The organism is Flavobacterium sp. XS2P24 (genome assembly GCF_030010285.1).
In the GTDB taxonomy this organism is placed as follows: Bacteria; Bacteroidota; Bacteroidia; order Flavobacteriales; family Flavobacteriaceae; genus Flavobacterium; species Flavobacterium algoritolerans.
The window spans coordinates 27,955-47,493 of the sequence record NZ_JASCRU010000023.1 but is presented as its reverse complement, the minus strand read 5'-3'; the positions used below and the strand labels follow the sequence as shown (position 1 = coordinate 47,493).

The window sequence follows — 19,539 nt, the reverse complement described above, 5'->3', positions numbered from 1 at the left end:
ATAATGTTTCTTCAAGACTAATTCTGCGCATTCTAGCTTAAATGCGTAATCATACTTAACTTTTCTTTCCATAAAAAATGCCCCAAATAGTGTCTAACTTTTTGGGGCATGTTCAAATAGGGGCTTTTTTTATGAAATAAGATGAAGTATTTCAAGTGAACGAATTATTTTTTATCACCCGTTTCTGCTGGTTTTCTGTCTTTATGTTGCATCATTCTTTTTTTCATTCCGTGATGTCTTTTCGATTTCATATCATCCCATTTTTTATATTGTTCTGGAGTAAGAATTTTTTTTACTCTTTCTTTCATAACAATTTGCTCGTCTAACATTTTACTTTTTTTAGCAAAAATTTCGTCTGAAGTAAGTTTTTTGACTGAATCTTTAGTTGCTTTTCGTTCCGCCATTTTAGCTTCTCTTTTGGCACTTTGTTCTGCAATGATTTTACTCATTTCTTTTTGCTGTGAAGCATTCAAATCTAATTCCAAAGTCATCTTTTTCAAGTGCAATTGGTTTCTTTGCTCAGGAGTCATTTGCTCCATTTTGGCTCTCTCTGGTCTTGCTTTTTTTTCTTGTGCAAAGCTTGTCATTCCGACAACTAATAATGCAACGATAAATAATTTTTTCATATGTATAGTTTTAAGTTTTATGCATATAGGACGAGGATAGATTAGAAAAGTTTAATCGTTAACAAAAGTTTATCGTTTGATTTTAATCGTAAGTGAATATTTATACTTGCAATGGTTTGTGTAAAAGGCATCAAAAAAGTACCTTTTGTGAATGCTAAAGCATGATATTTATCAGCTTTTATCCAGTTTTCTTTCTTGACTTTTGTGGTTTATTTATTAAATCATTTTAGCATGACAAAAAATAATCCACTTCATACTTTTCATATCCCGGTTATGGGACTTGCTTATACGATTGATAGTCCGATACGAGTGGCAAAGTATGGTATATCGTCTGTAATTTCTATTATGGATGATGAGCTTATCGAAAAAATGAATGCTTTTTACAGCAAGAAATTCGATTTGCCTTATCAGGAAATTACCCAAAAAATACATGATTATCGCGCAGAACGCATTACTTCTTATTTGAATTTGGTAGACAAAATCGTCAAGGAAAAATTTGAAAACTTCAAAGTGGAATTATCCGAAAGTAAATTAGCTTTGGAAAATTACATCGCCATGCTGCCCAACAAATCCGAGATTAAAACAGGGTTGCAAAACGTGATGGAAGACGGTTTTACTTTCAAAGAAAATATCAAAAATTATCTGGAGAAGAATCTTTATCCGGGCGATATAGATGTTAATATTATGACCAAATTGGATAAGGATAATTTCATCAAAGACGAACAATTACCCATTGCTTTCAATGATGCACATGCTGCCCTGCGAGGGTTTGTCAATAGCACATTAGAATCTTCGGTAGTTTTATCGGCGGGGATGAATCCAAGATTATACAGCTATTTCGAAAGTTTTTCGGCTTTCTTTCCAGATTCGAATAACAAACTGAAAAAGAAAATTACGCTGAAAGTGAGCGATTTCCGTTCGGCGATGATTCAAGGGAATTTTTTAGCGAAAAAAGGACTTTGGGTTTCTGAATATCGAATCGAATCCGGATTGAATTGTGGGGGACATGCTTTTGCCACCGAAGGCTTTTTATTGGGACCAATTCTAGAAGAATTCAAACAGAAAAAAGAGCAATTGATTCAATCAGCGCATGAGTTGATGGTGAAAGCCTTGGGACAAAAAGAAATGCATGTTCCGGAACAGCCTTTGGATTTAAAAATTACCGTTCAAGGCGGTGTAGGAACTGCTGAGGAACATGATTTCCTGTTGGAAACTTATAAAGTTGATTCCGTGGGTTGGGGTTCGCCGTTTTTATTGGTTCCCGAGGCGACTTCGGTAGATAAACATACCAGAGCATTATTGGCTGGAGCCAAAGATGATGATTTGTATTTAAGTCATATTTCACCGTTGGGAATTCCTTTCAATACGTTGCGAGGGACGACGAATGAAAAATTAAAATTGAAACGAATTGAAGAAAGCAAAGCGGGAAGTTCATGTCCAAAACGATTTTTGGCGTTGAGCAAAGAATACGATGCAAAAGGAATTTGTACCTCTTCCAAGAAATACCAAGATTTGAAACTGGAAGAATTATTACAACAAAAAGATATTTTAACTGCGGAAGTTTTCGAAAAAAAGAAAAATAGCATTACGGAGAAAGCTTGTCTTTGTGTGGGTTTAGCCAATGCTTCGTATCTTGAAAATGATATTAAAATTAAAGGGCAGGCGCAGGGTGTAATTATTTGTCCAGGACCCAATATGGCTTATTTTGACCAAGAAGTTTCACTGTCTAAAATGGTGCAGCATATTTATGGAAACACTTCTGTATTGACGGTTAATAATCGACCAAATCTATTTGTGAAAGAGTTAAAAATGTATTTGGATTATCTGAAAAATGAAATTGTATCCGTTTCTGAAGAAATAACTTTGGGGCAAATTAAAAAATGGAATTCATTTAAAAATAATTTACTGCAGGGAATTGCTTATTATGAAGATTTGTTTTTAGTAACTCCTTTTTTTGAAAGTGCTAAAAAAGAGTTTCTTAGTCAAATTAATTCCTATAAATTAGAGTTAGGAGAGATTGAAATCCCCGAATTAAAATTGGCATAAAGGCTTCAGATATTTGTTTTTAAATAGAATGATTTTTACCTGATTATTCTATTTAAAAACATTTTTTATCACTCAATGATTGTGTAAATTTGCACCGTGAAAAAAATTATATTCATCATTGTATTGATCATGCTTGTAAAGCCCATTCTGCCGGTTTTAGAGTATGTCGTGAATTATGAATATATCTCAAAAGTGCTTTGTATCAATAAGGATAAACCTAAAATGCAATGTAACGGAAAATGTCATTTGATGAAAGAATTAGCAAAAGCTTCTGATGCTGAAAAGCCTCTTTCTTCGGATAAAAAAGGAACTACTCCAATACTTGACGTACTCATTTTTGAGGAAATTAAATCTTTTGTAATTGTACCCGTTTGTTTTGGTACCAAAGAAAAAATAAACCCATACTATTCTAATTTATACTTTCACTTGAATAGCACTTCTGTTTTTCACCCACCCACTTTCATTTCTTAAATTTTTAGGCACGTAGTGTGCTTTTTTTCTTCCGTTTGATACAACGGACGAGATTCTGTTTGCTGTTTTTTTGGAAATAAATAGTCCAAAAATGGCATGCAAATGAATACCTATATTTAAAATAAAACCTAAAGAAATGAAATTTCAATTAAAAAATATACTAGCTGTAATGGCTATCTCAGTTACCTTATTTTCTTGCTCAAATGATGATGATAATGAAACGATTACCGGTAATGGAAATCTTAAATTAGAATTCGATAACGTATACAAATCAGCGAATTTTGCTTTCAATACAAATTATACAAATTCTAATGCTGAGGTTGTTACGGTTTCTAAAGTGAAATACATTGTGAGTAATATTGTCTTGATAAAAGCAGATGGAACCACATTTACCTACCCAAAAAGCCAAAGTTATTTTATTGTAGATGAAGCAACGCCAGCAACTTTGACGTTGAATCTTTCCAATATCCCTGCCGGAAATTATACTAAAGTAAAATACGGAATAGGAGTTGATAAAACGCAATGGGAAGCAGGAGCAACCGGTCAAGGAGATTTCTTGGCAATAGCCCAAACGGCCGGAATGATGTGGTCTTGGAGTGCCGGTTATAAGTTTGTTGCTTTCGAGGGTTCTTTTACAGCTCCTACGGTAACAACTGCGAAAGAGTTTAAAGTGCATACTGGACAGACGGGAACGGATTATAACTACACTGAAGTTACTTTAGATTTTCCTGAAAATGCTTTGGTACGAACTACAATTACACCTCAAGTTCATATTATGGCTGATTTGTCTCAACTTATTGATGGAACCAATAAAATCAATTTTTCAGAATCTGCAACCGTTATGGGTGGCGCAAAATTGGCGTTAGTTACCGCTAATGTTTCCTCTATGTTTACAATAGACCACGTTCATAACGACTAAATTTTAATCTAGTAGCGGTTGGATATCAAAGTCTGACCGCTTTTTAAAATAAAATAAAATGAAAGCAAAATATATCATATTGCTCATTTTTCCGTTGCTTTGGTCTTGTTCAACTGATGAAAAAGAGGATTATCAGGACGTTCCTTTGGACTTTCAGGTTCCGGCAAATTTCCCGCCATTGGCATACAATCTGGCAAATAATCCACCCACCGAAAAAGGATTTGAACTTGGAAAAAAACTTTTCTATGACGGTCGATTAGCTTCAGATGGGATTGTTTCTTGCGGATTTTGTCACATTCAGGAAGATGCATTTACGCATCACGGACATACTTTGAGCCACGGTGTAGATGATGCCATAGGAATGCGAAACACGCCACCAATCCAGAATTTGGCCTATCAAACCACTTTTATGTACGATGGAGCAACATCATATTTAGATTTGCAACCCATTATTCCGTTTACAAGTCCTATCGAAATGAATGGCGATTTTGCCAAAGCCATCACGATGATGAAAAGTGATTCAGAGTACCAAAAGCTATTCAAAGTGGCTTTTTCTGATGGACAAATTAATTCCGAAAACATGCTAAAAGCCTTGGGGCAATTCATGGTGATGATCACTTCCTCTAATTCCCGTTTTGATAAGTATCGTCGTAATGAATCTGGAGGAACGCTCACTCAAGACGAGCGGGACGGTTATCCAATTTTCAACCAGAAATGTTCCAGTTGTCACGCCACGGATTTATTTACCGATAATTCTTTTAGAAACAATGGTTTGCCAGTAGATCCCGCGTACAAAGATGTTGGTCGTTTCCGTGTTACTGAGTTGCCTCAGGACAAGTATAAATTCAAAGTGCCAAGTCTTCGAAATATAGAAAAAACAGCGCCTTATATGCACGACGGTCGCTTATTTTCATTAGAAGCCGTTTTGGAACATTACAATTCTGGGGTAGTCAATTCAGCTACTTTAGACCCAATTTTAAATAAAAATGGGTCGCTTGGAATTCCTTTAACAGCAACCGAAAAATCAAAAATAATTGCTTTTCTAAAAACACTGACAGACACGCAATACCTAACGGACAAACGCTTTTCCGAATATTAATTTCAGAAGCTATTTCCTGCTGTACACTACAAGTCCTCGCTAAAAAAGCCGTTTTTCTATGTCCTGAAAAGAGCTTCCCTTGGTCGCTTTTTCAGGACAAGAAAAACAAGCTTTTTCCGCTTCGGGCTTTCCGTTTCCATCAGGGCTAAAAACAACAAACATGAAAAAATATACACTACTATTACTACTACTTTTTCAATTGGCAAACGCCACTGAGAAAGACAGTTTAAACACCATAAACCCATTTATAAAATACCATTCCTTGCTTGAAGAAGAGGATTTTTGCGATGCCTGTGGTTGCTCCGCCAGTGGCGGAAGCATGGGATTCGCCTCGATGTTGAACTCTAACTTCGTCGGAATTCGGTATTTCAAGCAACAATACAAATCCATGGATGGCTTGTACAGCAATTCGCCTTGGTACAAAGAAAACTTCAATACTGTTCAGGTTTGGGGCCGAATTCCGGTTAGTGAAAGAGTTCAGGTTTCGGCATTACTACCGTATCATTTTCATGAAAGAGAAACGGCAACAGGCAATAAAAACATCAAGGGAATTGGCGACATCACAGTTTTGGCGATGTATCGTTTGTATCAAACGCATAAAGACAGCACTTTTTTGGTACATACGTTACAATTGGGAGCAGGAATAAAAGCGCCAACCGGAAAATTCAATGAAGCAAATTCCGGAAGTATAAACCCAAGTTTTCAAGTAGGAACAGGAAGTTGGGATTATCTTTTGGCAACTGAATATGTCGTAAAAAGAAAACAGTTTGGTTTGAACTCTATGCTGAATTATGTGATAAAAACGAAAAATCAAAAGAACTACCGTTTTGGAAATCAGTTCAATTATGCAGGAACTTTTTTCTATTTATACGAGAAAAATAGCTTTTCTATTGTTCCACAACTTGGTTTTGCAGGGGAAGTTTATGAAAGCAATTACCAGTACAATCAAAAATTAAGAAATACAAACGGTGATGTTCTTTTTGGGAAAGTTGGTTTCGAAGTAGGGAAGGAAAGACTTTCTTTTGGAGCTAATGCAATGTTACCTATCAATCAAAACCTTACTGGCGGCAATGTTGAAGCAAATTATCGATGGAGTGTCAACTTTAACTATAGTTTGTAAAGTAAAAAAAGAATTTAAAGAAATTTTTAATTATCACTATTATGTTCTCAAAATGATCGGAATCTTTTTATACGCTACAATTTGAAGGAGCTTTTTGTTCTTATAATCCGTTTCAATTTAGATAGTTATTTGAAATTTTTTTTCAAAATTTTAAAACCATAATGAAGTACGCTTCGTATGTAATAACATAACTAAATAAATAAACGATGAAAAACAAACAACTTAATTTAGGATTTGCTACCATTTTTGGACTAGCACTGTTATCTTTTACCGCAATTTCATGCAATGATGATAACAATGATATGATGACGCCTGCTGTTATAGCACCGGATGTAAATTTTACAGCATTAGCGAGTAATAACACCATTCTTACATTCAATGCGAGAAATTTAGGAACTCCAACTTCAACTACTCCAATTGTTGGTTTGGCTGCATCAGAGACTATTGTAAGTATTGATTATAGACCTGCAACTGGGCAATTGTATGGATTAGGTTCTTCTAGCCGTCTTTACTTTATCAATGAAAAAAGCGGAGTGGCAACGGCACTAGGCGCAGCATCTTTCTCGCCTGTACTTGCGGGAGGTAATGCCTCATTAGATTTTAATCCTACAGTAGATAGAATTCGTTTGGTAACAGATTCAGGTCAAAATTTAAGATTGCATCCAGAATTAGGAACCGTTGTGGTAACTGATGGTATTATTAATGGTGGTGCAAATGCTAAAATTGGTGCTGTGGCATATACTAATAGTATGGCGGGAGCTACAGCAACTATGTTGTATGACATTGATTTTGAACAAGATAAATTATACATGCAAACGCCGCCTAACGACGGAACGCTTCAACTTGTTGGTGACTTAGGAGTTAACTTTCAAGGTGTAGGAGATATGGATATTTTAGCGGATAATTCTACTGCTCTTGCTGTAACAAACAATGCTAATGTATCCACATTATATACAATTGATTTAACTACAGGAAAAGCCGTTGATGTTGGTAAATTTACTGCTCCTGTAATAAGTTTAGCATTTAAGACTAATCCAATCGCTTATGCAACAACTACTGGAAATATGTTGGTTCGTTTTAATCCTACAAGCGGGAATAATAATTCTGTAGCATTAACTGGTTTAGCTGCAAGCGAAAGTATTGTAGGTTTAGATTTTAGACCAGCAAATGGAGCATTGTATGCGATCTCAAATCAAAGCAGGTTGTTTTCTGTGAATACTGCAAGTGGAGCATTAACAGTAGTTGGTTCAACATTAGTGCCTGGATTATCAGGTACAGCTTTTGGTTTTGATTTTAATCCAACGGTGGACAGAATAAGATTAGTAAGTAATACAGGTCAAAACCTACGTTTACACCCAGATTTGGGAACAGTAGTAGCAGTTGATGGCAATTTAAATCCTGGAACACCATTTATAACGGGTGCTGCATATACAAATAATATTGCTGGAGCAACTACAACAGCTTTGTTTGTAATTGACTCACAAACGGATATGTTATTCCGTCAAGACCCACCAAATAATGGGACATTAGTTGCTATTGGAAATTTAGGAGTAAATGTTGATGCTGATAGCGGATTTGATATTGGTGGAAATAGTGCTACTGCTTTTGCTTTATTGAAAGTAAACAGTGTTACTTCTGTATACAGTATTAATATGGCAACGGGTGCTGCAACTAAGGTTTCTGATATAAATATTCAAGCTACAGCAATGGCTGTTGGTTTAGGATTTTAATCGTAAGGTTTTATTTGAATTAGTAAGCCGGCTCTTTTTAGAGCCGGCTTTTTTATGTGATTACATCGTATTCAGGTATCATCTGTAATTTTTTAGTTTATTCTATAAAAAAAGGAGCTTCAATTGAAGCTCCTTTTTTTAAATTTATACTTGAATAAACTTATTCTTTCAATCGACACGCTTTACTGTCACCATTCACGACAACTTCTGTCAATCCTAAAGAAGATAAATTTTTCATGGCTTTGTCCCATTTTTTACCGCTCAATTCTGATTTGATTTTTAAAAGACCAAATTCCATTTGGTTTTCATTGACTTTCAAAAGATCAATAATTAATTTTTCGTCTTCTTCTAATTCAATTTGAACTTGTTTTTTCTCTGGTCGCATTTGCGGGAACAATAATACCTCCTGAATAGAAGCATTATTAGTCAAATACATAATCAATCGGTCCATTCCAATTCCCATACCGGATGTTGGAGGCATTCCGTATTCCAAAGCTCTCAAGAAATCCTCATCGATAATTCCAGTGGCTTCATCATCTCCTTTTTCAGACAATCTCATTTGGTCTTCAAAACGTTCTCTTTGATCAATTGGGTCGTTTAATTCAGAATAAGCGTTCGCAACTTCTTTACCACAAACCATTAATTCAAAGCGTTCTGTCAATTCCGGATTATCACGATGTTGCTTACACAATGGTGACATTTCCTTTGGATAATCTGTAATGTAAGTAGGTTGAATATAATTTCCTTCGCATTTAGCGCCAAAGATTTCATCAATCAATTTTCCTTTACCCATGGTTTTATCCACGTCAATTCCCATGCCTATGGCAGCATCAAATAGCTCTGTTTCACTTTTTCCTGAAATATCAAATCCTGTAAAATGTTTGATAGAATCAGTCATTGTAACTCGTGCGTAAGGCGCTTTGAAATTGATGGTATGTTCTCCAAAAGTCACTTCTGAAGTTCCATTTACGGCAATCGCGCAATGTTCTAAAAGGTCCTCGGCAAATTTCATCATCCAGTTGTAGTCTTTGTAGGCTACATATATTTCCATGGCAGTAAATTCAGGGTTGTGTGTACGGTCCATTCCTTCGTTACGGAAATTTTTCGAAAACTCATAAACTCCTTCAAAACCACCAACAATCAATCTTTTTAAGTACAACTCATTTGCAATACGCATGTATAATGGCATGTCAAGCGAGTTATGATGCGTGATAAAAGGACGCGCTGCAGCTCCCCCAGGAATTGGTTGTAAAACTGGGGTTTCAACTTCAAGATATCCTTTGTCATTAAAGAACGAACGCATTGCATTAAACAATTTTGTTCTTTTGATAAACGTTTCTTTCACGTGATCGTTCACCGTTAAATCCACGTAACGACGACGGTATCTTTGTTCCGGATCAGCAAATGCATCGTGCGTTTTTCCGTCGGCATCCGTTTTTACTACAGGAAGAGGTTTTAAGGCTTTTGCCAAAACCGTCAAACCATAAATATGAACCGAGATTTCGCCAACTTGCGTTTTGAAAACTGTTCCGCGAACCCCAATAAAATCGCCAATGTCCAATAGTTTTTTGAAAACCACATTGTACATTGTTTTTTCTTCATCAGTCGAAATATCATCTCTGGAAACATATACTTGAATACGTCCTTCAGCATCTTTCAATTCCGCAAATGACGCCTTTCCCATGATACGTTTACCCATCAAACGTCCTGCTAAAACAACCTCTTTTCCTTCGTACTTCTCGAAATTGGCTAAGATTTCGCTAGAATATGCGGTTGTGATAAATTCGGCTGCAGGATAAGGTTCGATGCCTAAATTGCGTAATTCTGTAAGTGCTTCTCTACGTAGAGTTTCTTGTTCGGATAATGCCATTATATTCTGATTTTAAGAGGGCAAAGATACTATATAAGTTCTAAAGTTGCAAAGACAGCAATACATAAAGGGTTTTAGTTTTTTGGCGCAGATAATTTTGTTTTTCAAGACAACTTGTCCCGCTATTCGTTCTATCTTTTTTTCTTGTTGAATAAAAAACAAGAAAAAAAGGATGCCTCCCGAAGCTTCGGGACTATCGGGGCTATTTAACTATTTTTTCTTTTTCAAAACAGCGTGAAAAATAGTACAAATCATGTATATTTGAAAACCAATAAATACTCGGAATTACCAAATGAAAAAATACGCTTTACTACTTTTAGTATTCTTTTTAACAAGTTGCCAAGTCACAGAAACCATATATTTAAACGAAGACGGAACCGGAAAAATAGAAATGGTATCACTTCGCGATGAACACAGTTATATGCAATTAGCGGGTGAAAACTACTCCAAAGAAGAAATTTTTAGAGATACCACTTATGTTTTTCAGGATTTGATAGCGAAACATTCCGAAACTTTTTCCAGATTGCCAGCATTTGAAAAAGCCATTTTTCAAAAATTTGCTACGGTAAAAGTACATAGCAAGAAAAGTTCTTTCGAGAAAGAATTCCGCACAGCAATCACTCAAAACTTCAGTAAAATAGAAAATGTTGCCGATTTATACAAAACCGAGGAATATGCGGATGATATAGAAAACAATTACGCACTGGTTGCCGAAGAACATTATTATAGTGTAAACTATGTTTTTGACGGAAGTCTTTTTAAAAGAATAGTGAAAGTTACCGATGCAGTTGAGCTAAAAAAACAGCAGGATAAGATTGAAGGTTATAAAACGCAAGTTTCTAAATTCAAAATCACACAGCCTTATGTTCTAAAATATCATTTTCCCAGAAAAATAAAGTCAGTATCCAATTTGAATGCAAAAATCAGTGAAGATAGAAAATCATTGGAATTACAATTTTTAATAGCGGATTGTTTGGTAAATCCTGAGAGTACGAATCTGGAAGTTGTTTTAGAGTAACTTAATTGGAAGTTTTTCTTCTCTGTAACTTTTCTTAAAAACTTTGTACCTTTGCAATTCAAAAATAAGTGGACGAAATAGGATTGCTTCGTTCCTAGCAATGACAAATGAATAAAACCATCCAACTTCAAGATTTAGGAAGCAAAGATTACAAGGAAACTTGGGAATACCAAGAAGAATTGTTCAAAGGAATCGTAGACTTGAAAATTCGAAATCGCAGAGAAGAACTTGACTTAGAAACTCCAAATTACTTTCTTTTTGTGGAGCATCCACACGTTTATACTTTGGGAAAAAGTGGGGACTTGAGTAATTTGCTTTTATCTGAAAAACAATTGGAAGCCAAAGGAGCAACTTTCTACAAAATCAATCGTGGTGGCGATATTACCTATCATGGACCGGGGCAAATTGTAGGGTATCCAATTATAGACTTAGAAAATTTCTTTACTGATATTCATAAATACTTGCGTTTTCTGGAAGAGGCCATTATTCTTACTCTTCAGGAATATGGAATTGCTTGCGGCAGAAGCGAAGGTGAAACTGGAGTTTGGTTAGGTGCAGGAACTCCATTTGCAAGAAAAATTTGTGCTATGGGTGTTCGCGCTTCCCGTTGGGTTACCATGCACGGATTTGCTTTAAACGTAAATGCCGATTTAGGTTATTTTGATAATATCATTCCGTGTGGTATTCGCGGTAAAGCGGTAACTTCATTAAATGTAGAACTTGGCGTAGAAAAAGTTAATGAAGAAGATGTCAAAGAAAAAATCCTGAAACATTTCTCCATTCTTTTTGAAGCGACTTTTGAGAAATCTGCAATCAAAAATCATTAATCTACAATCAAAAATCAAAAGTATACTGTTCCGGCAATAAGCGAAATGTCATTCGGTGGTATTTTGTAACTCCGTAGATCCGAATTGCTTCTCGGTGTTCTTTGGTAGGGTAACCTTTGTTTTGTTTCCAGTTGTACATTGGGTATTCCTCATGAATCCGATTCATATATTCATCACGATATGTTTTTGCCAGTACAGAAGCGGCTGCAATACTCATGTATTTGGAATCGCCTTTTATAATACTCGCATTCGGAATCGAATTTAGGATTTCAATCTCAGCATCGGTAAAAATCTTTCCTCCGCGATTTTTAATTCCTCCTTTAGGTATTAATGGACTATTTCCGTCTACAATAATAGATTCAGGTCTTGGGTCTAATTTTAGAATGCTTTCCTGCATTGCTTTTATAGATGCATTCAGAATGTTTATTTCATCGATTATTAAAGGTTCCAGATGAGTTACCGCAAATGAAATGCATTCTTGCTCTATAATAGGTCTTAATTTTTCTCTCGCTTTTTCAGATAGTTGTTTACTGTCATTTAGTGTATTGTTTTGAAAATCAGAGGGTAAAATCACAGCTGCTGCAGTAACTGGTCCTGCAAGGCAACCACGACCCGCTTCGTCAGTTCCAGTTTCTAAATTTTGTGTTAAAAAAAAGGGGCTTAACATTGTATTAATTTTGACAAAAATATTGATTTATGTAAGAATATCAATATTTAATAAGAGTAAATATCAAAAAATAGTGAGTTACTCTACTATTTTGAGCGGAAACTTTAACAAATGTTAATTTCGTTATTTATGAAATAAATTTGCTGCTTTAAGAAATTATTATGATTTTTGTGAAATAACTAATTCAAAACAAAATTAATATGAGATCAAAATTCAAATGGATTTTTTCGTTGCTATTGGCATTGTCAATGCAATTTGCGTTTGCACAAGAAAAGACTGTTACTGGTGTGGTTACAGATGCTACTGGGCCAGTTCCTGGAGCTAACGTTGTTGTTAGAGGTACAAATAGAAGTGCACAAACTGATTTTGACGGAAAGTATTCCATTAAGGCTAGTGCAGGTGAAGTTTTAGTATTTTCTTTTGTAGGTATGAAAGAGACTACAGCAAGTGTTGGAGCTTCTTCTACACTTAGTATTAAAATGGAGCAACAAGATAATACTTTAGAGGAAGTTGTTGTTGTTGGTTACGGTACACAAAAGAAAAAAGACGTAACAGGTTCTATTACATCAATTAAGGGTAGTGCTATAGCAAATTTAGCTACACCTAGTTTTGAATCGCAACTTGCTGGTCGAGCTGCCGGAGTACAAGTTACAACTAACTCTGGAGTATTAGGTCAAGCACCTGTAATACGTATCCGTGGAGTTGGATCTATTTCATCTGGTACTTTTCCATTAGTAGTGGTAGATGGTGTGCCGATTTTTACTGGCGATGTAGGTGGATACGCTAACACAAACGCGTTAGGTGATATCAACCCAGCAGATATCGAATCAACTGAAGTTCTTAAAGACGGATCAGCAACAGCTATCTATGGGTCTAGAGCGGCAAACGGAGTAATTTTAATTACAACGAAAAAAGGTAAAGGTGGTAGATTTACAGCAAATTACAATACTTACATTGGAGTTTTACAACCAGTAAAATTCCTTGATTTATTAAAAACACCTGATTTCATAACAATTTCGAACGAGAAAAGAAGCAACAGAGGAGTTTCAGCATGGGCTAACGGAACTACTTTCAACACTGATTGGCAAAAAGCTGTTCTTAGATCAAGTGCTTTACAAGTAGATCACAATTTATCCTTATCTGGTTCAACAGATAAAACAAGCTATTACTTCTCGATGGGTTACAACAATCAAGAGGGTGTAGCACTAGCTAATGAGCAAACAAGATACAATCTTAGAGGAAATGTTGATCAAAAGATTAGACCTTGGTTAACAATAGGAACAAACATTGCTGTTTCTAGAACTACAAACACAGGATTAAATGTTGGTACAAACAGTTTATCTGGATTAATGTTTAATGCAGCAAGACAACTGCCAAATACACCAGTATTCGACCCAACAAATCCAACGGGCTATAACATAAGCGGTCCGTCTGTAGGGCAAGGAGAAAATTTTTCAATAATTGCAAATAACATACCAAACATAAGATATGTTTTAGATAATAATGTTTTACGATCTAAAATAGATAGAACTTTGGCAAGCTTGTACGCGAATATTAGATTTTCTAACAGCGTAAACTTTAAAACTCAAGCAAGTGTTGATGCAATAGGAACTGAAGGGTTTACTTACTTAAATCCTATTAATGGAGATGGAGTTGGTGTAGCAGGACTCATTCGAAATGACTTTTCTAACTTAACGCGTTGGAATGTTCAAAACGTTTTATCTTATAATAAAACATTTGGAGAATCACACAATGTATCAGCGACGGGTATATATGAGGCGCAACAACAAAGAGTAAGTAACTTCTTTGCTGGTGGTAATGGTTTATCATCAACTTTCTTCAATGAAAATGTAATTTCTGGATCATACACGACACCAGTTTCGGGAGGATCACTTTCAGAAAATGGAATTATATCTTATGCAGCTAGATTGAACTACAATTACAAAGAGAAATATTTTGTACAAGGTTCGATCCGTACAGATGGAATTTCTTCATTACCAACTGCAAATAAATGGGGAACTTTCCCAGGGGTATCTGCAGGTTGGACAGTAAGTAAAGAAAACTTCATGTCTGGTCTAGAAAATATCGTTTCTGACTTTAAATTAAGAGCATCTTATGCTGAAGTTGGAAATGTGAACATAGGTAACTATCCTTATCTAGGATTATATAATAATGCAAAATATGCAGATTATAACGGTATCGCTTATTCACAAGCAGGAAACGATCAATTAAGATGGGAAACATCTCTAAAAACAGACTACGGAGTTGATTTAAGTTTATTTAGTAATCGCTTAAAATTAACTTATGACTACTTCATTAATAATCAGAATGGTTTAATTTTAGCAGTGCCACAACCAATTTCTTTAGGTGTACCAGGTAACTCAATATCTCAAAATATTGGAGCTTTGAGAAATACTGGACATGAATTATCTTTGGATTTTGACGCTTTTAGAGGTGACAAATTTACTTGGAACATCAACGCTAACGTCTCATTTGTTAAAAGTGAAGTCGTAACATTGGTTAATGGGCAAGACATCTTATCTGGTGACAATTTACTAAGAGAAGGAGAATCGCCGAACTCTATTTTTGGATTTAAATATTTCGGAGTGAATCCTACAAACGGAAATCCAGTATACTACAAAAGCGACGGATCTTTAGTTCAAGGAAATATTGACACTCAAGCTTACAGGGTTTTTAACCCAGCCAATCCAGCTGATATCTCTGTCGCATCATCGTTAACAGCAGCAGACAAAAGCATTATAGGTAACGTACTTCCTACTTACTTTGGGTCCATTATAAACACAATGAAATATAAAAATTTAGATTTTACTTTCATGTTTCGTTTTAGTGGAGGAAATAAAATTTTCAATTCAACAAGAAGAGAAGGTTTAGGACAAAACTTTAACAATAACAGTACTGAGATTCTCGGTAGATGGCAAAGTGCTGCAAATCCTGGAGATGGATGGACACCAAGGCTTAGAGATGACAGAGAAACTTTTATTAACATAAATCAAGCATCAACTAGATTCTTAGAAAATGGTGACTTTGTAAAGCTTGATAATATAACGCTTGGTTACAGTTTTGGTAGAAACTTTATAGAAAAATTAAACATCGATAAATTTAGATTTTATGTACAAGGACAAAATCTACTTGTAATTACAAAGTATAAAGGTTTAGATCCAGAAATGGAAATTGGAGGAGTAGATTTAAATGGAACTCCAAGAACGACAATATTTACAATGGGGCTAAATGTTAGTTTCTAATTCAAAAAATAAATAAGATGAAAAATAAAAATAAATTCTTAAATAGTTGGGGTTCAAAATTATTAGCTTCAGTATTTTTGACAACTACGTTATTCACGTCATGTAGCGAGGAAAAAACTATCGAACTAGAACCGTTTAACAGTATCTCCGAAACTGCTGCTTTCACAACTCCAGCTTTAATTGAGCTGTCTGTAACTGGTATGTACAACGCGGCTGCACTAGGAGACTTTAATGGTGGAAATCCGAGAGGCTATATTTTTGGTGCTGCATTTGTGCAACAAGGAGATAATAGAGGTGAAGACGCTGTGAACTTAGCTACTTTTTACCAATTAACTTACACAGGGACTTATGACACTACTACCGCTAACAATACTTTCTATTGGGCAGATGGATATCGTTTAATCAACAGAGCTAACATAATAATTGAAGGAGTAACTAATGCATTACAAGCGGGTACCATTACTCAAGCAGTTGCTGATGATTACATAGGACAGGCCAAGTTTTTTAGAGCTATTGCACACAATGAAATTTTAATACATCATGCGAGACCATTCCAAGATAATCCAAGTACTAATCTTGGGATTCCCTACAGAGAAATTCCAAATAATACTGCTACAAATATTGAGGCAAGTCTTTTACAAGGTAGAAATACCGTTGCTGAGTGCTATGATAAAATCTTAAAAGATCTTGACGATGCTGAAGCATTAACTGCATCAAAAAGCGTAAGATCGCTAACAGCTAAAATTGAGAGAATAACTAAAGAAGCAGCAATCGCTTACAAAACTAGAGTGTATTTGCATATGCGCAGATGGGATAAGGTAATTTCAGAAGGAATTAAACTAAATGGATTGTATACAATTACGGCTAACCCAGATACTCCTTTTTCGAGTAACTTAAGCAATACAGAGTCAATTTTCTCTCTTGCTCAAAGTGCAGTAAACAATCCTGGACCAAACGGTGCATTAGCAAGTATGTATCACCCTCCATTTCCTCTTCCCTCAAATGGTAGAGGTCTAGTAGCGATCAGTCCAATAATTTGGAGAAATCCAAGTTGGTTATCCGATGATAAACGTAGAGCAGAGGGAACCATGGTTGTAACCGGAGCAACTGCTTACTATCCAGGAACTAAATTTACTAAAAAGTATAAAGATGGTGTAAATAAGACAGACGCTTCACCTGTTATAAGATATGCGGAAGTTGCATTAAATATGGCTGAAGCTTATGCTAGGCAAAATGATTTGGTTAATGGATTAGCACGATTGAACTCAGTTAGAAATCGTTCGTTAGCAGCACCAGTAACTCAATCTTATACTGCTACGTCATTTGCTAACAATGTAGAATTATTGAGAGCCATTTTAGTAGAAAGAAGAATTGAATTTGTAATGGAAGGGCGTAGATGGGCGGATATTAGCAGGTTGCAAAATGATGACTTAGCTCCAATTGTGGGTATACCTGCAAAAGTAGCAAATGGTGGATTTTCAAGTTTAGCACTTGCATCACCTGCTTATGCATTAGGAACGCCTTATACAGGAGCATTAACTGTGAATGCGATTCCTTACACAGACTTTAAATTTATTTGGCCAATACCGATATTAGAAACTAATTCAAACCCAACTTTAAGGGCTCAACAAAATCCTGGTTATTAAATTGTCTATTCCTGAAAAAGTGATAGAGGATTAATAATAAATAAAGTACAGTTTTAGAACAGTAGTGAACTTATGTTTACTACTGTTTTTTTTATAGATTCTCATTTTAATTTTATTTTTTTAATTTCATATTTGTGCTTCTTTTTTTATTCATAACTCCTAATGATTTACCTTTGTTCAATTATAAGATTTAAAATAATTGCTTAATTATATATCCCTACAAATGAGAATTCTCTTTTTTTTATTTTTTTTAGCATCCCCAACGCTATTATTTTCTCAAGAGAAAAAGATTCAAAAATTGAGAATTGATAGTAGATACAACAGTTCTGATTCGATTAAAAAGATAAGTGAAAAAATCGCTACCATTGACATGTATCGTTTTATTACAATCGAAAATGATACAACTTATATTGATACTTCTCTTACCATTCAAAAAGAATACAGTCATAATTATTTGCGAAAAGATATTTTTGGGCTTTTACCTTTTGCAAATGATGGACAAACCTATAATACATTACAATATAGTTTAACCGATTTTTCACCTTATCCGGAATTCGGTTTTAAAGCAAAACATTTCAATTTTTTAGAAGCTAACCAAATAAGGTACAGTTCTGTAGCTACCCCTGTGACCGAATTGTATTTTAAAACTACTGTTAGAAAAGGACAATCTGTAGATGCATTTATAACCTTGAATACTTCTGAAAATCTTAATTTTTCTATTGCATATAAAGGTTTGCGTTCAGAAGGGGAATATATTAATCAGTTGTCCAGTACAGGTAATTTTAGATTTACGACAAATTTTAACACCAAAAATAAGCGCTATTTTGCTAAAGTGCATTATACTTTTCAAGACATTCTGAATGAGGAAAATGGGGGAATAACAACAATAGATGATTTCGAAAGTGAAGATCCAAACTATAATAATCGCCAACGATTTGAAGTTTACTTTTCAGATGCTAAGTCTTTTCTTAAAGGAAAAAGAATATTTCTGGACCATAATTTCAGGATAAATTCAGAAAAAGGGAATAATAACTTGTATTTAACCCATCAGTTCAATTATGAAAATAAATTTTTCGAATACAATCAGGCCACCGTTCCATCAACAGTAGGTAACACAATTGTATATAGATTTGGCGAATCTTTTAAAAATAGCGGGATAAATGACCAAACGCGTTATAATAAAATGTATAATAGAGTTGGGTTGGTTTATGAGAATGCTATTTTAGGTAAATTCCAGTTTTTTGCAGATGATTTTAGATCGAATTATTATTACGACCAGATATTGATTTTTGATAATCAAAATGTGATACCAAGTTCATTCAGTCAGGAAATTAATAGTGTTGGTGGTCAATATGAATATAGAAAAAATAAATGGAATGGTAAATTTTTATACTCAAGATCAGTAACGGCGCAGTCATTGTCAAATCTTGATGCTAAATTAGATTATGATCTTAATGACGAAACCCAATTTTCATTTCAATACCAGAACATAAATAAACTGCCAAACAGTAATTACAATCTACATCAAAGTAGTTACGTTCAGTACAATTGGTCAAATGATTTCAAGAACGAAAAAATAAATACAATTAGCGCTAATGCAATTACTCCATGGGTAGATGCAGAAGTACAATTTTCAGTTTTAAAAGATCATTTGTATTTTAACGATGCGTCAACTTCTGAACAAGCACTCGCAAAAACACAAATAGTGGCTCCGTCACAATACGATGGGACTATAAATTACTTATCTGTAAAATTAAGTAGAGAATTGACATTTGGAAACTTTGCTTTAGACAACACTATTTTATATCAAAAAGTAGAGCAGCAAGATGCCATTTTAAATGTTCCTGAAATAGTAATAAGAAATACGTTTTATTACTCCAATTATTTATTCAAACGTGCTTTATTTTTGCAAACAGGAATTGTATTAAATTATTTCACGAAATATTATGCAAGTGATTACAATCCGGTTATTGGAGAGTTTTTTGTGCAAAATGATAAACAAATTGGAAATCATCCAAACTTTGATTTTTTTATAAACGCAAAAATTCAAAGAACACGTATTTATTTCAAAGCGGAGCATTTTAATTCATCTCTAATGGGTAATAATTTTTATTCCTCACCAAATAATCCATCGCGTGATTTCACGATTCGTTTCGGGTTAATTTGGAACTTCTTTAATTAATTTCGGGCAATAACATACCTTTTAAATGTTTTTTCTTGGGCGTTTCCCGCGCTGT

Annotated in this window: 14 protein-coding genes; 11 read left to right on the top strand and 3 right to left on the bottom strand. The window is 34.8% G+C overall.

All coding sequences use genetic code 11. The features are described from left to right. Window positions 1-164: 164 nt before the first annotated feature. Window positions 165-626, bottom strand: coding sequence for a hypothetical protein (locus QLS31_RS13020; protein ID WP_282744217.1), 462 nt, complete (start codon window positions 624-626; stop codon window positions 165-167). A 231-nt stretch (window positions 627-857) separates the two neighbouring features. Here QLS31_RS13020 and QLS31_RS13015 point away from each other — a divergent pair, with 231 nt between their 5' ends. The 6 genes from QLS31_RS13015 (at window position 858) to QLS31_RS12990 (ending at window position 8,011) form a co-directional block, all read left to right on the top strand. Then, complete coding sequence (locus tag QLS31_RS13015) at window positions 858-2,672, top strand: hypothetical protein (protein ID WP_282744214.1); 1,815 nt, start codon at window positions 858-860, stop codon at window positions 2,670-2,672. 96 nt (window positions 2,673-2,768) lie between these two features. After that, window positions 2,769-3,143, top strand: a complete 375-nt coding sequence (locus QLS31_RS13010) for a hypothetical protein (RefSeq protein WP_282744212.1) — start codon at window positions 2,769-2,771, stop codon at window positions 3,141-3,143. A gap of 136 nt (window positions 3,144-3,279) precedes the next feature. After that, window positions 3,280-4,062, top strand: a complete 783-nt coding sequence (locus tag QLS31_RS13005) for an MbnP family protein (RefSeq protein WP_282744211.1) — start codon at window positions 3,280-3,282, stop codon at window positions 4,060-4,062. Window positions 4,063-4,120: 58 nt separating this feature from the next. Further along, window positions 4,121-5,161, top strand: coding sequence for a cytochrome c peroxidase (locus tag QLS31_RS13000; protein ID WP_282744210.1), 1,041 nt, complete (start codon window positions 4,121-4,123; stop codon window positions 5,159-5,161). A 160-nt stretch (window positions 5,162-5,321) separates the two neighbouring features. Next, window positions 5,322-6,281, top strand: a complete 960-nt coding sequence (locus QLS31_RS12995; protein WP_282744209.1) for a transporter — start codon at window positions 5,322-5,324, stop codon at window positions 6,279-6,281. 206 nt (window positions 6,282-6,487) lie between these two features. Continuing rightward, window positions 6,488-8,011, top strand: a complete 1,524-nt coding sequence (locus QLS31_RS12990) for a DUF4394 domain-containing protein (RefSeq protein ID WP_282744208.1) — start codon at window positions 6,488-6,490, stop codon at window positions 8,009-8,011. A 160-nt stretch (window positions 8,012-8,171) separates the two neighbouring features. Here the strand turns inward: QLS31_RS12990 and lysS are convergent, their stop codons facing one another. Next, window positions 8,172-9,881 carry a lysine--tRNA ligase gene (gene lysS, locus QLS31_RS12985; RefSeq protein WP_282744207.1) on the bottom strand — a complete coding sequence of 570 codons (1,710 nt, stop codon included), beginning with the start codon at window positions 9,879-9,881 and terminating at the stop codon, window positions 8,172-8,174. Window positions 9,882-10,173: 292 nt separating this feature from the next. Here lysS and QLS31_RS12980 point away from each other — a divergent pair, with 292 nt between their 5' ends. Beyond that, complete coding sequence (locus QLS31_RS12980; RefSeq protein ID WP_282744206.1) at window positions 10,174-10,899, top strand: hypothetical protein; 726 nt, start codon at window positions 10,174-10,176, stop codon at window positions 10,897-10,899. Window positions 10,900-11,006: 107 nt separating this feature from the next. Next, window positions 11,007-11,726 carry a lipoyl(octanoyl) transferase LipB gene (lipB, locus tag QLS31_RS12975; RefSeq protein WP_282744204.1) on the top strand — a complete coding sequence of 240 codons (720 nt, stop codon included), beginning with the start codon at window positions 11,007-11,009 and terminating at the stop codon, window positions 11,724-11,726. 7 nt (window positions 11,727-11,733) lie between these two features. Here the strand turns inward: lipB and QLS31_RS12970 are convergent, their stop codons facing one another. Next, window positions 11,734-12,393 (bottom strand): ribonuclease HII, encoded by a 660-nt coding sequence (locus QLS31_RS12970; RefSeq protein WP_282744203.1) that lies wholly within the window; start codon window positions 12,391-12,393, stop codon window positions 11,734-11,736. A gap of 200 nt (window positions 12,394-12,593) precedes the next feature. Between QLS31_RS12970 and QLS31_RS12965 the strand changes: the two genes are divergently transcribed. From QLS31_RS12965 to QLS31_RS12955, 3 genes are all read left to right on the top strand, one after another. Continuing rightward, entirely contained in the window at window positions 12,594-15,656 is a 3,063-nt protein-coding gene (locus QLS31_RS12965; protein WP_282744202.1) for a TonB-dependent receptor, read from the top strand. Between the two features lie 17 nt (window positions 15,657-15,673). After that, on the top strand, window positions 15,674-17,302 hold the full coding sequence (locus tag QLS31_RS12960; protein ID WP_282744201.1) for a RagB/SusD family nutrient uptake outer membrane protein: 1,629 nt from the start codon (window positions 15,674-15,676) through the stop codon (window positions 17,300-17,302). A gap of 298 nt (window positions 17,303-17,600) precedes the next feature. Next, window positions 17,601-19,484, top strand: coding sequence for a putative porin (locus QLS31_RS12955; protein ID WP_349238941.1), 1,884 nt, complete (start codon window positions 17,601-17,603; stop codon window positions 19,482-19,484). The last annotated feature ends 55 nt before the right edge of the window (window positions 19,485-19,539 follow it).